Origin of the sequence: Janthinobacterium agaricidamnosum (assembly GCF_003667705.1) — a bacterium.
In the GTDB taxonomy this organism is placed as follows: domain Bacteria; phylum Pseudomonadota; class Gammaproteobacteria; order Burkholderiales; family Burkholderiaceae_D; genus Janthinobacterium.
This window is the reverse complement of record NZ_CP033019.1, coordinates 5,603,019-5,615,073: the sequence shown is the minus strand read 5'-3', so window position 1 is coordinate 5,615,073 and position 12,055 is coordinate 5,603,019. Positions and strand designations below refer to the sequence as shown.

General features: G+C 62.5%; 11 protein-coding genes. 2 read left to right on the top strand and 9 right to left on the bottom strand.

Going from position 1 to position 12,055, the window contains the following annotated elements:
- Positions 1-101: 101 nt before the first annotated feature.
- Together D9M09_RS25390 and D9M09_RS25385 are read left to right on the top strand one after the other, a co-directional pair.
- Positions 102-1,889, top strand: coding sequence for a GMC family oxidoreductase (locus tag D9M09_RS25390; protein WP_240453474.1), 1,788 nt, complete (start codon positions 102-104; stop codon positions 1,887-1,889).
- Between the two features lie 14 nt (positions 1,890-1,903).
- Positions 1,904-3,298 carry a cytochrome c gene (locus tag D9M09_RS25385; RefSeq protein WP_121670657.1) on the top strand — a complete coding sequence of 465 codons (1,395 nt, stop codon included), beginning with the start codon at positions 1,904-1,906 and terminating at the stop codon, positions 3,296-3,298.
- Positions 3,299-3,362: 64 nt separating this feature from the next.
- Here D9M09_RS25385 and D9M09_RS25380 read toward each other — a convergent pair whose 3' ends face one another.
- From D9M09_RS25380 to D9M09_RS25340, 9 genes are all read right to left on the bottom strand, one after another.
- A complete protein-coding gene (locus D9M09_RS25380) occupies positions 3,363-4,508 on the bottom strand; it encodes a D-alanyl-D-alanine carboxypeptidase family protein (RefSeq protein ID WP_121670656.1) in 1,146 nt (381 codons plus the stop codon).
- Between the two features lie 113 nt (positions 4,509-4,621).
- A complete protein-coding gene (locus D9M09_RS25375) occupies positions 4,622-5,275 on the bottom strand; it encodes an alpha/beta hydrolase (RefSeq protein WP_121671242.1) in 654 nt (217 codons plus the stop codon).
- A gap of 35 nt (positions 5,276-5,310) precedes the next feature.
- Positions 5,311-5,628, bottom strand: a complete 318-nt coding sequence (locus D9M09_RS25370; protein ID WP_034781335.1) for a (2Fe-2S) ferredoxin domain-containing protein — start codon at positions 5,626-5,628, stop codon at positions 5,311-5,313.
- A gap of 40 nt (positions 5,629-5,668) precedes the next feature.
- Positions 5,669-6,856 carry a VanZ family protein gene (locus D9M09_RS25365; protein WP_121670655.1) on the bottom strand — a complete coding sequence of 396 codons (1,188 nt, stop codon included), beginning with the start codon at positions 6,854-6,856 and terminating at the stop codon, positions 5,669-5,671.
- Positions 6,853-7,467: an ABC-type transport auxiliary lipoprotein family protein gene (locus D9M09_RS25360; RefSeq protein WP_070224752.1), complete on the bottom strand. Its 615-nt coding sequence runs from the start codon at positions 7,465-7,467 to the stop codon at positions 6,853-6,855. The genes D9M09_RS25365 and D9M09_RS25360 overlap by 4 nt, the downstream gene beginning before the upstream one ends.
- Positions 7,468-7,479: 12 nt before the next feature.
- Positions 7,480-8,439 carry an MlaD family protein gene (locus tag D9M09_RS25355; RefSeq protein WP_070224751.1) on the bottom strand — a complete coding sequence of 320 codons (960 nt, stop codon included), beginning with the start codon at positions 8,437-8,439 and terminating at the stop codon, positions 7,480-7,482.
- Positions 8,439-9,341 carry an ABC transporter ATP-binding protein gene (locus tag D9M09_RS25350; protein ID WP_121670654.1) on the bottom strand — a complete coding sequence of 301 codons (903 nt, stop codon included), beginning with the start codon at positions 9,339-9,341 and terminating at the stop codon, positions 8,439-8,441. The genes D9M09_RS25355 and D9M09_RS25350 overlap by 1 nt, the downstream gene beginning before the upstream one ends.
- Complete coding sequence (locus D9M09_RS25345; protein WP_121670653.1) at positions 9,341-10,474, bottom strand: MlaE family ABC transporter permease; 1,134 nt, start codon at positions 10,472-10,474, stop codon at positions 9,341-9,343. Before D9M09_RS25345 ends, D9M09_RS25350 begins: the two co-directional genes overlap by 1 nt.
- 57 nt (positions 10,475-10,531) lie before the next feature.
- Entirely contained in the window at positions 10,532-12,052 is a 1,521-nt protein-coding gene (locus D9M09_RS25340; protein ID WP_121670652.1) for a B12-binding domain-containing radical SAM protein, read from the bottom strand.
- Between the last annotated feature and the right edge of the window lie 3 nt (positions 12,053-12,055).

The window sequence follows — 12,055 nt, the reverse complement described above, 5'->3', positions numbered from 1 at the left end:
GTTGCACTGCCTGGTCGTACTAGCGTACTGCCTGCGGCAATGCGCCTTGCCCTGAACCTTTTCAGTTATTCGTACCCGATCAAAGAAAAAGAAAAACCATCATGAGTGATATCAAACCCGATGTAAAAATGAAGCCTGTCGATGCCGTGATTGTGGGCTTCGGCTGGACCGGCGCCATCATGGCCAAGGAATTGACGGAAGCGGGCCTGAACGTGGTCGCGCTGGAACGCGGCGAGTACCGCGACACCTATCCCGACGGCGCCTATCCGAAGACCCTCGACGAGCTGACCTATATCCAGCGCAGCAAGCTGTTCCAGGATATGTCGAAGAGCACGTTCACCTTCCGCCACAGCATCACGGGCGTGGCTGTGCCGTACCGCCAGATCGGCGCCTTCAAGCCGGGCACCGGCGTGGGCGGCGCGGGTTTGCACTGGTCGGGCATGCACTGGCGCGTCCTGCCGGAAGAGCTGCAGATCCGCAGCCACTACGAACGCCGCTACGGCAAGAAATTCATTCCCGAAGGCATGACGATCCAGGATTTTGGCGTGACCTATGCCGAACTGGAGCCGCACTTCGATTTCGTCGAAAAAGTCTTTGGCACCTCGGGCCAGGCGTATAAAGTCAACGGCATCGTCGTCGGCGACGGCAATGTGTTCGAAGGCGACCGCTCCGACAATTACGCGCTGGCGCCGCAAAAAGTGCCGTACACGGCAGAATTGTTCCGCCGCGCGGCCAAGGCCGTCGGCTACCACCCCTTCGTCAACGCCTCGTCGAACGCATCCGGCCCGTACACGAATCCGTACGGCTGCCAGATGGGCCCGTGCAACTTCTGCGGCTTCTGCTCCGGCTACGCCTGCTATAACTATTCCAAGGCCTCGCCCAACGTCAACATCATGCCGGCTCTGCGTATGGTGGCCAACTTTGAATTGCGCGCCAATTGCAACGTCGTGCGCATCAACCTCGACGGCAGCAAGAAACGCGCCACGGGCGTGACCTACATCAATGCGGATGGCAAGGCCGTCGAGCAGCCGGCCGACCTGGTCATCGCCAGTGCGTTTGCCTACAACAATGCGCACCTGTTCCTGCTGTCGGGCATCGGAAAGCCGTACGACCCCGTCAGCAATGAAGGCGTGGTGGGGCGCAATATCGCCTACCAGATGATGTCGACCATCCAGACTTTCTTCAAGGAAGACACGAACACGAATCCCTTCATCGGCGCCGGCGGCACCGGTGTCGCGCTCGATGACTGGAATGGCGACAATTTCGACCATGGCCCGCTGGGCTTTGTGGGCGGCTCGCCCGCCTGGTGCAACCCGGCCGGCTCCAAGCCCATTTCCGGCATCGCCACGCCGGACGGCACGCCCGCCTGGGGTGCTGCCTGGAAAAAGGCCGTCAAGAAGAGCTATTTGAACACGGTATCGTTCGATTGCCACGGCGCCAACATGACTTACCGCGACTGCTATGTCGATCTCGACCCGACCTACACGGACAAGTATGGCCAGCAATTGCTGCGCTTTACCTTCGACTGGAAGGAAAACGACATCAAGATGAGCCGTTTCGTCACCGACAAGATGATGAAGGTGGCCGAGGCCATGAATCCGGAATCGATCAAGGTATCCGTCAAGAGCGTGGGCGACCACCTGGACTTGCGCAATTACCAGACCACGCACTGGGCGGGCGGCACGGCCATGGGCGCGGACCGCAAGACCAGCGTCGTCAACCGCTACCTGCAAAGCTGGGACGTGCACAACGTGTTTGCCGTCGGTTCCAGCGTGTTCCCGGTCGGTATCGGCTATAACCCGACGGGCCTCGCTTGCGCGCTGACCTACTGGTCGGCCAAGGCCATCCGCGAGCAATACCTGCAAGATCCCCGTCCCCTGGTCGCCTGATAAAGAACAAGAAGATGAACAACACATTCACCCATACCGTGGGCGCGCTGCTGCTGGCGCTCGCCTCCGGCACCGCCCTGTCGGCCACCACGGCCGCCACCGTCCCGAACGCCCAGCTGATACGCCAGGGCGAATACCTGGCCCGCGCGGGCGACTGCATCGCCTGCCACACGGCCGGCACGAAAGGCAAACCGTTCGCGGGCGGCCTGGGCATGGAAACGCCGATCGGCAAGGTGTATTCCACCAACATCACGCCCGACAAGAAGGCCGGCATCGGCGACTGGAGCTTTGCCGATTTCGACAAGCTGATGCGCACCGGCGTGACCAAGCACGGCTATACCGTATATCCGGCCATGCCGTATCCGTCGTATTCGCGCCTGAGCGAGGCGGACATGCAGGCGCTGTACGCCTACTTCATGCATGGCGTGAAGGCGGACCCGACGCCGAACAAGGCGGCCGACATTCCGTGGCCATTGTCGATGCGCTTTCCGCTGACCATCTGGCGCTGGGCGTTTGCCCCCACGCCGCAGCCGTATAAAACGCCGGCCACGGGCGACGCGCAATTGCTGCGCGGCGCCTACCTGGTGCAGGGCCTGGGCCACTGCGGCGCCTGCCATACGGCGCGCGGCGTGGGCATGCAGGAAAAATCGCTGACGGACGAGGGCAACACGACCTTCCTGGCCGGTGGCGGCGTGATCGACGGCTGGTCCGTGCCTTCGCTGCGCAATGAACATGGCGGCGGCCTGGCGCGCTGGAGCGCAGCCGAGATCGCCGAATTCCTGAAGACGGGCCGCAACAGCCACACGGCCTCGTTTGGCGCCATGAACGACGTGGTGGCCCATTCCATGCAGCACATGACGGATGGCGACCTGGCGGCGATGGCGAAATACCTGAAGTCTTTGCCGCCATCGAAGCCAAGCACGCCCGCCTTCGTGGCCGACGACAAGCTGGGCAAGCAATTGTTCAGCGGCATCGTCAACTCGAAAGGCGCGCAGCTGTACCTGGACCGCTGCGCCGGTTGCCACCGTTCCGACGGCAAGGGCTACGACAAGGCTTTCCCTGCGCTGGCCGGTAACGCCGTGCTGCAGACGAACGATCCGACCTCGGCCATCAATATCGTGCTGTCGGGCGGTGCCGTGCCGGCCACGCGCACGGCGCCGTCGGCGCTGACGATGGCGCCGTATGCCGACATTTTCAATGACGAGCAGACGGCGCAAGTGGTGACATTTATTCAGACCAGCTGGGGCAACCGCGGCACGCCCGTGACGGCGGCGCAGGTGGCCAAGGTGCGCAAGGTGTCCATGCCGGTGGAACCATCGCAGACGGAAGCGACGTTTGCGGCAGGGCGCCACGGCACTTTCCCGCCCGTGGCGCGCCAGCCGCACCTGAAGGATGCGCCGGCGAAGTAACGTCGACGGACGAAAAAAAATGCCCGCAGCGATGCGGGCATTTTTTATGGGGAATGCTAAGGGCTTATTTCATCCACAGGCGCATCGAATCCCAGGCGCGGCCGAAGATCGTTGCCTGGTTGATCGGCTCCAGCGCCACGACCGGCAGTTCCAGCAGGACTTTGTCGTCGACCATCATTTTCAGCTTGCCGACAGGGGCGTTTTCCGCCAAAGGCGCGACCAGCGGGTCCTTGCGCTCCAGCACAGGTTTCATCTTGGCCGCCGTGCCTTTTGGTACGGTGACGAGCACATCGTGGGCGAAACCGATTTTCACGGTGCCTTTCGAGCCCTTCCACACTTCCGGCGTGGCGACGGCCTGGCCTTTCGAGTACAGCTTGACCGTATCGAAGTTCTGGAAGCCCCAGTTCAGCAGCTTCTGGCTTTCCTGCGTGCGGGCCTGGTCGGACGAGGTGCCCAGCACCACGGAGATCAAACGGCGCTCGCCGGTGCCGCCCGGACGGCGGGCCGAGGCGATCATGCAATAGCCGGCCGCTTCCGTGTGGCCCGTCTTCATGCCGTCGACGGTCGGGTCCAGCCACAGCAGGCGGTTGCGGTTAGGCTGGGTGATCTTGTTGTAGGTGAAACTTTTGATGGAATCGATTTTGTAGAATTCCGGATAGTCGGCGATCACGCGCTTGGCCAGCACGGACAAGTCTTGCGCCGTGGAATAGTTCTCGGGGCTAGGCAAGCCATGCGGATTGGCAAAACGCGTGTTTTTCAGACCCATGCGCTGGGCTTCGCGGTTCATCAGCACGACGAAGGTGCCTTCATCGCCGGCGACGGCTTCGGCCAGTGCCACGGCAGCGTCGTTACCCGATTGAATCATCAGGCCGTGCAGCAAGTCGTCGATCGACACGGGCGTGGCCGGGTCGATGAACATCTTCGAGCTGCTCGAATCGACTTTCCATGCGCGCACGGACACGTTCACTTTCTGGTCCAGCGCCAGTTTCTTTTCGCGGATGGCGGCAAACGTCAGGTAGGCCGTCATGATCTTGGTCAACGAGGCCGGCTCGATGCGCGCGTCCGGATCTTGCGAAGCAATGATCTGGCCACTGGTGGCGTCAAGCAGCAGCCAGGACTTGGCGGCGATGGTTGGGGCTGGAACGGTTTGCGCGTAGGCGGCGGATAGGAAAAGTACACTGGAGGCCAGTGCCGCTAAAAGTTTTTTCATGGAGGCTGGTCTGCGAAAAAGATGAAGGCTGAGGGCCACGCAGTTGCTGCGTACGTGGCCGCGTGGAAAAAACGGATCAATTATAGCCGTGGAGGCGCTAGTAAGCCCACACTTCAATGATCATCTGCTGCGATTGAGGGTTTGTCACCATGCCACAGCGCAATCACGAGGTTCTTGATGTGGTTGAGCTTGCGGTGGAAAAAGTGGTCGGCGCCGGGGATCACGATCACGGGAATGTCTTGTGGACGGGCCCAGTCGAAGACGGCGGACAGGGGAATCGTGTCGTCCAGTTCGCCGTGGATCAAGATGGTGTCGGCCGGAATGTCGGCCATGGCCCATTTGCCGGCCGCGCTGCCGATCAGCGCCAGGCGCTCGGCGGGCGTGCCGGCGGCGGCCAGGCGTTCCTGCAGTTTCGATTGCACGTAGGTGCCGAACGAGAAGCCGGACAAGGCCACGGGCAAGCCCGGGTACAGGCCAACCATGTGTTCATACAGCAACTGCATGTCGTCCGTTTCGCCCGCGCCATGGTCGTGTACGCCTTCGGAAGCGCCCACGCCGCGGAAGTTGATGCGCGCCACCACGTAACCGAGGGCGACAAACGCGCGCGCCAGGGTTTGCGTGACCTTGTTATCCATCGTGCCGCCGTACAGCGGGTGCGGATGGGCAACGAGGGCGATGCCGCGCGGAGTGTCTGCCGGGAAATCGAGCAAGCCTTCCATGCTGCCTGCATGGCCGGCGAGGGTAAATTTTTCCGAGTTTCTGTTCATGATGCTCATACTGGTGGCTATCTCTTAAATTGGCATTAAATCTTCAGGCGCTCGACTATTTTTCCGCCCACCAGGTGGGTATCGATGATTTCATCGATATCGCTGGTGTCGACATAGGTGTACCAGGTCGCTTCCGGGTAGATGACCAGCAGCGGGCCTTCCTCGCAGCGGTCCATGCAGCCGGCCTGGTTGATGCGGATCTTGCCCGCGCCATTCATGTCGAGTTCCTTGATGCGGCGCTTGCAATGCTTTTGCGCCGCTTCCGCGCCATGGTCGCCGCAGCTGTTGCGGCCGTCTTCACGTTTGTTCATGCAGAAAAAAACGTGGCGTTCAAAATACGGTGCGTCGCTCATACTATGCTCCTGCTGATTCATCAATGCGCCATGATAGCGCTTATGGGTGGTCTTCGCGACGCTGGCGCTGCACATCGTCCTGCCGGTTCAGGCGGTGCGAGGGCAGGCACAGGAACCACAGGGCCACGAAGGGCCACAGCAAGGCGAGAAATTGCGCCGCGCCATTAAAGTTCAGGAACTTGCCTTGTACCCAGCCTTGCAAGGTTGACATGAAATAGGGATTGATCGGCGTCGTATTCACCATCACCAGGCTCAGCAGCAAGGTGGCGGCCGCGATGCGGCGCTGCGCCACGTGCGGCGCGAAGGCCAGGCCGCCCAGCATGATCAGGCCGATCAAGAAGCCGCCCTGGGCGCCCGGCGTGATCCAGACGAAGGCGTTTTGCGGCGAAAACAGCAGCGCGCTGGCCATCGAGCGCACGATCAGGGCGGCGGCGATCAGGGTCAGCATCAGGATGGCGCGCGGCGCGGCGCGGCGCAGCAGGCACAGCAAGGTGAGCACGGCGCCCGTCATGCCGCAAGCCGTGATGATAGTTTCTGAAAGCCAATATTGCTCGACCGTTAAGATCACGTCGGGACGCAGGTACGCGGCCAGATCGATGTCGATGCCCGTCAGCTGCGACAGCCAGTCCGACAGGATGGGCAGCAGCTGGCCCAAGCCGAACAGATAGCCTTGCGGATAGATCTGCGCCAGCGGCCACAGGGCCACCAGCACCAGGCCCTGGCTGGCATGCTGGGCAAACCAGCGCTGGCGCAAGCGGTACAAATGGCTATGGTCGAGCAGCTTGCGCGCCGTCAAGGCGCCGATGATGGAGCCGATGCAGCAGCCGGCCGCATTCGTATAAAAATCCAGGTTCGACGATACGCGGCTGGGCAGATAGGTTTGCACGGCTTCCATGCTGCCGGAAATCAACATGCCGCACAGGCTGGCGACGATAACGGCAAAGAAACCCGTGATTCTTGGAAACAGCGAATACACGATCAAGGCGCCCAGCGGGATGTAGCCGACGACGTTGATGCCCACGTCAAAGCCCGTCCAGTAACGGGGCATGCGGGTGTTTTCCAGGAACGTCAGCGGCGACAGGCCATTGCTGTGCCAGCCCGTGAACGGGAACCAGCTGGCGTACACGATCAGGAAGACGTAGGCGAGCAGGGTCGCGCGCGACACGGGCGAGGAACGGACGGGCGGCAGCGGCGCCGCCGGGCTGGCGGGGGATGCGGGGTCGGTCATTCTTTCGGGATATTCAGCGTGCCCAGCCAGGTGAGCAGGTCGGCGGCGATGGCGTCCGAGGCCGCCGCCAGCGCCTGCGCGCCGCCTTGCGCATCGGCGCTGCCGGCCGGACCGCTGCGGCTGAAGGTTTTCTGGTCGATCAGGCGGTGGCCGCGGAACAGCGAGGCGCGCAGCGACACATGGCCGCTGCTTTGCGTCTGCGTGTCAAACGCTTGCGAAAAATCATCGACGTCGATGCGCAGCAGGGGAATACCGGCGGCCGCGTCCGTGGTCGACAGCACTTTCACGCCGCTTTGCGCCACGCGCGTTTTCAGGCGCTGGCTCAGCAGTTGCAGCGGCGGCGTGTTCCAGCGGTTGTAGGCGTACGGCCGCGATTGCTGCGCATCGGCGTACAGCAAGCGGTAATACATGCGCTGGCTGTCCAGCCACGAAGGGCCGTTGGCGTCGGCGATCACCAGCACGGGCACGGCTGGCGCGGCAGCCGGTGCCGCTGCCTGCGGTGCGGCCGGGCCGAAATCATAGAACGTGGGCACGGGGCCGCGGCTGGCGCAGCCGCCCAGCAAAAAAGCGCCGGCGACGATGAGTGCGGTGAGATGGCGAGGAATAGGCATGCGGTGTTCTCCTTATTTGCCGGGCGCCGAAAAACCGGGCTCGCCCGGGCCGGGCGGGATGTCTGGGGCGCCGAACAAGATGCTCTGCGGCTGTTCATTGAGCGTGCTCATGGTGGTTTTCAGGGCGCGCATCGAGGAGCGCGCCTCGCCGCTCAGCTCGATTACCTGCGGCAAGACTTCCAGGGACACGCCATTGGCCACCGTTTCCACGGAATTGCCGACCCGGTCGACCGTGCCATTGACCTTGTCGAGCACGCCGCCGGGCGCCTGGATGTCGCTGCCGAGCTTTTTCCACGTGGCCGTCAGGTCCGACACGTTCTTGCTGGCCGTGCTGACGGCCGTCAAGGTTTGCCGCGTCTGTTCCGTCAGTTGCGGCAATTGCGTCAGGGTCGGTTCCAGCTGCTGCGGGATGGCGCCAAAGGCCTTGGCCGCCTTGCCCACTTCAGTGAAGGCGCCCAGCATGGCCGCCTGGTTGTCGGGGCTGAGCAAATTATTCACTTTATTGGTGATCTGCTCGGCCTGGTCGAGGATGCGCTTGCCCCGTTTTTCCAGCTGGTCGAGCAAGCCCGCGCGCAGGGGGATCAGCGACGGCTTGTCCTTGCTGGTGCCCAGCAGTGTCGAGCCCACGTGCTCGTCGTCGAGCTGGATGTAGGCGATGCCCGTCACGCCCTGGTAGCCCAGGGTGGCAAAGGTGGTATTCGTGACGGGGGTATCGGGCGCCACGCTGATGTGCACGAGGATTTGCCCCGCCTTTTGCGTGTCGAAGTCGATGGCGTCGACCTTGCCCACTTCCAGGCCCCGGTAGCGCACGGTCGCCTGCGGGTTCAGGCCCGGCACGGACAGGGTGGTGGCGAGCAAATACGGGACTCTTTCCACGCGGTCGCGGTTGAACCAGACGCCGAACAGGATGGCGGCCACCAGCAAGGTCAGTGTAAAAAATCCCGTCATCAGGGCATGTGATCTGTTTTCCATTACTTCTCCGCTTTCTTGTCTGTGCCGGCGTCGTCGCCTGGCTGCGCCGCCTTGTCCGCCGCCTGTTTTTCATCGAGGACGGCCAGCGCGCGCTTGCCGCGGTCGCCGAGGAAAAATTGCTTGATGAACGGGTGGTCCACTTCGATCACCTCGCGCGTGGGGCCGATGGCGATCACGTGTTTTTCCGCCAGCACGGCGATACGCGTGGACAGGGCGAACAAAGTGTCGAGGTCATGCGTGACCATGACCACCGTCAAGCCCAGTTCGCGGTGCAGCGACTGGATCAGGGCGACAAAACTTTCCGACAAGTCCGGGTCCAGGCCGGCCGTCGGTTCGTCGAGGAACAGCAGCTTCGGTTCCAGCGCCAGGGCGCGCGCCAGGGCCACGCGCTTGATCATGCCGCCCGACAAGTCCGACGGCATTTTCAGCGCATGTTCCGGGCCCAGGCCCACCATGTTCATTTTTAATAATACCGCGTCATGCACCAGCGCTTCGGGCAGCACGCGTAATTCGCGCATGGGCTGGGCCACGTTGTCGAACACGGTCAGGGCCGAATACAGCGCGCCTTGCTGGAACAGCATGCCCCAGTGGTTGCGCAACTGCTGCAACTGGTCGGAACTTGCCTTGTTGATATCTTCGCCAAAGACTTTGACGCAGCCCCGTGCCGGATGTTCCAGGCCCAGCATCTGGCGCAGCAGCACCGTCTTGCCCGTGCCGGAACCGCCCACGATGGACAGGATTTCGCCCCGCTCGATTTCCAGGTTCAAGTCCTGGTGCACGACGGTGCGGCCGAACTTGGTCCACAGATTGGTGATTTCCACCACGGGCGCGTCGCCATGCAGGTCGAACTGGCCGTCCTGGCCCTCGCTCGCCTTGCAGGCGATATCGGTGTCGTTCGCCATCAGTAGCCCACTCCATTGAAGACGATGGCAAACACGGCGTCGGCCAGGATCACGACGGTAATGGCCGTGACGACGGCGGTGGTGGTGCCGCGCCCCAGGCTTTCCGTATTGGCCTTGATGCGCAGGCCGAAGTGGCAGGAGACGAGGGCGATCAGCATGCCGAAGATCACGCCCTTGCCCAGGCCGATCATGTAGTTGGCCAGCGGCACGGCATCGGGCAGCTTCTGGATGAAGTAGCGCGCCGACAGGTTCAGTTCCACCTTGGCCGCCACCATGCCGCCGATCAGCGCGGCCGTATCCGTCCAGATGACGAGCAGGGGCATGGAAATGGCCAGGGCCAGCACTTTGGGCATGATCAGGCGGAAACCGTGCGAAATGCCCATCACCAGCATGGCATCGAGCTCTTCCGTGACACGCATGACGCCCAGCTGTGCCGTGATGGACGAGCCGGAGCGGCCTGCCACGAGAATGGCCGCCAATAAGGGCCCCAGTTCGCGGATGACGCTCATGCCCAGCAGGTTGACCAGGTAAATGTCGCCGCCAAAGGCCCGCAGTTGCTGCGCGGAAAGATAGGACAGCACGACGCCGATCAGAAAGCCGACCAGGGCCGTGATACCCAGCGCCTGGAAGCCCGCATGGAAGATATTGGCGGAAATTTCACGCCACGGCCCGCGCATCGGGTGGCGTGCGAAGCGGCCGATATCCTGCGTCACTTGGCCGACAAGGGCAATAAAGCCCTTCAAATGTTCGAAAAACAGCAAAATGGCCATGCCCAGCTTCATCACGGGCGTGAGGCGGTTGGCGCGCGACGGCGGCGTTTGCAGCGGCCCCGTCTCTTCGATGCGCCGGAAAAACTCTTCCTGCGACGGCGCCAGGGTCAGTTGCGCGGGGCGCTGCTTGCCCCAGGCATTCCAGAACAGCTGGGCGCCGATATGGTCCATGCTGTCGATGGCCGACAAATCCCATTGCGCCTTGGTATCGCCCTGCAGGGGCTTGAGCTGGGCCTCGATGGCCTTGATGGCATTGTCATGCGCCAGCGCGTGCACCTGCCAGGTGCCGCTGGCAGTGACAAGGGCTCCCTGTTGGGAGCTGGTCTGGGAGAGGGTCAGTTTCGGCGATTGTACAGTCGGCATCGTGCCAGTTTAAGGGAGAATGGCGCAGACCGCCACCGCTGTTCAATCGCCCGCCCCTCAGGACGCCAGGTGGCGCGCCTGCCGCTGCGGCAGGGCGACGTCCGGACGCACCTTGGCGTTGCTAGTACTCACTTCGCTTGGCTTGGCATGTGCGGCTGCCTGCGCGCCGCCCGCATAGTCGCTGGCCACGAGGGCGTTGGCCTCGACCGCGCTCATGCCGCGCGTCTGCAGCCATTGCGCCACCAGCTTGGCCAGGCGCTCCATGGCAATGCGGTGGGTGGCGTCCGTGTGGGCGTACAGCCAGTTCGAAAAATCCATGAAGTTTTCAAACGGCGACTCGCCCAGCATCCATTGCACCGTATTGGCGAAGCGGCCCGAGTTGGCCACCAGGTCCCAGTAGCGGGCGAAGCGCACGAGGCGCTGCATGCTCATGAAATCGAGCTGTTTATTGGCCAGGATGGTGTACGGCGGGTGCGGGTCGAACACCATGCCATAGTTTTCCGTATGCCGGATGATGGGCGTGCCGCGCAGCCGCTTCAAGATGCCGAACTGGATTTCATGCGGTTTCAGGGCCACCAGCTTGTTGAAGCCGGCCGCGAAGCTCGCTTCATCCTCGCCCGGCAAGCCGGCGATCAAGTCCACGTGCAAGTGGGCGTTCGATTCTTCGCACAGCCAGCGGATGTTGTCGGCCGCCTTTTGGTTGTCCTGCTTGCGGCTGACCAGCGATTGCACGTCCGGATTGAAACTCTGGATGCCGATTTCGAACTGCAGCGCGCCGGGCGGGAATTTGCTGATGCCTTCTTTCAAGGCGTCGGGCAAGTGGTCGGGCACCAGTTCGAAGTGGGCGTAGATGGGATCGTCCGGATTCGCCTCGATCTTATCTAAGAAGAACTGCATGATCTTCAAACTGGTCTTGATGTTCAGGTTGAAGGTGCGGTCGACGAACTTGAACAGGCGCGCGCCGCGCGCATGCAGCGACTCCATCTCGGCCAGGAAATTCTCCAGCGCGAAGGGCCAGGCCGTCTTGTCCAGCGCCGACAGGCAGAATTCGCACTTGAACGGACAGCCGCGCGACGCTTCCACGTAAATCGTGCGGTGGCGGATATCGTCGTCCGTATACAAGGAGTAGGGCAGCTGCAGTTCGGCCAGCGGCGCCTGCACGCCCGCATGGATCTTCATCAGCGGCTTCGGGCCGTGGAGGATCTCGCCGCACAGCTTGGGGAAGGTGACGTCGCCCCAGCCCGTGATCAGGTAGTCGGCCAGTTTGACGATTTCCTGCTCGCCCGCCTCATGCGACACTTCCGGCCCGCCCAGCACGATGATGACCTCGGGCGCCACGCGTTTGAGCATAGCCACCAGTTTGGTCGTTTCCTCGACGTTCCAGATGTAGACGCCAAAACCGATGATGCGCGGCTTGTTGACGAGGATGCGCTCGACCAGTTCCGTCGTCTTGGTGCCGATGACGAATTCCTGCAGCCGCGTCTGCGCCTGCAGCGGGCCCATATTGGCCAGCAGATAGCGCAATCCCAGCGAGGCGTGGGTATAGCGGGCGTTCAGGGTGGAGAGCAGGATGGTCATGGG

What these genes read in the sequence shown, in the direction of transcription:
- D9M09_RS25390 (WP_240453474.1), top strand. Translation starts at nt 102, where the DNA reads ATGAGTGATATCAAACCCGATGTAAAAATGAAGCCTGTCGATGCCGTG.
- D9M09_RS25385 (WP_121670657.1), top strand. Translation starts at nt 1,904, where the DNA reads ATGAACAACACATTCACCCATACCGTGGGCGCGCTGCTGCTGGCGCTC.
- D9M09_RS25380 (WP_121670656.1), bottom strand. Translation starts at nt 4,508, where the DNA reads ATGAAAAAACTTTTAGCGGCACTGGCCTCCAGTGTACTTTTCCTATCC.
- D9M09_RS25375 (WP_121671242.1), bottom strand. Translation starts at nt 5,275, where the DNA reads ATGAACAGAAACTCGGAAAAATTTACCCTCGCCGGCCATGCAGGCAGC.
- D9M09_RS25370 (WP_034781335.1), bottom strand. Translation starts at nt 5,628, where the DNA reads ATGAGCGACGCACCGTATTTTGAACGCCACGTTTTTTTCTGCATGAAC.
- D9M09_RS25365 (WP_121670655.1), bottom strand. Translation starts at nt 6,856, where the DNA reads ATGACCGACCCCGCATCCCCCGCCAGCCCGGCGGCGCCGCTGCCGCCC.
- D9M09_RS25360 (WP_070224752.1), bottom strand. Translation starts at nt 7,467, where the DNA reads ATGCCTATTCCTCGCCATCTCACCGCACTCATCGTCGCCGGCGCTTTT.
- D9M09_RS25355 (WP_070224751.1), bottom strand. Translation starts at nt 8,439, where the DNA reads ATGGAAAACAGATCACATGCCCTGATGACGGGATTTTTTACACTGACC.
- D9M09_RS25350 (WP_121670654.1), bottom strand. Translation starts at nt 9,341, where the DNA reads ATGGCGAACGACACCGATATCGCCTGCAAGGCGAGCGAGGGCCAGGAC.
- D9M09_RS25345 (WP_121670653.1), bottom strand. Translation starts at nt 10,474, where the DNA reads ATGCCGACTGTACAATCGCCGAAACTGACCCTCTCCCAGACCAGCTCC.
- D9M09_RS25340 (WP_121670652.1), bottom strand. Translation starts at nt 12,052, where the DNA reads ATGACCATCCTGCTCTCCACCCTGAACGCCCGCTATACCCACGCCTCG.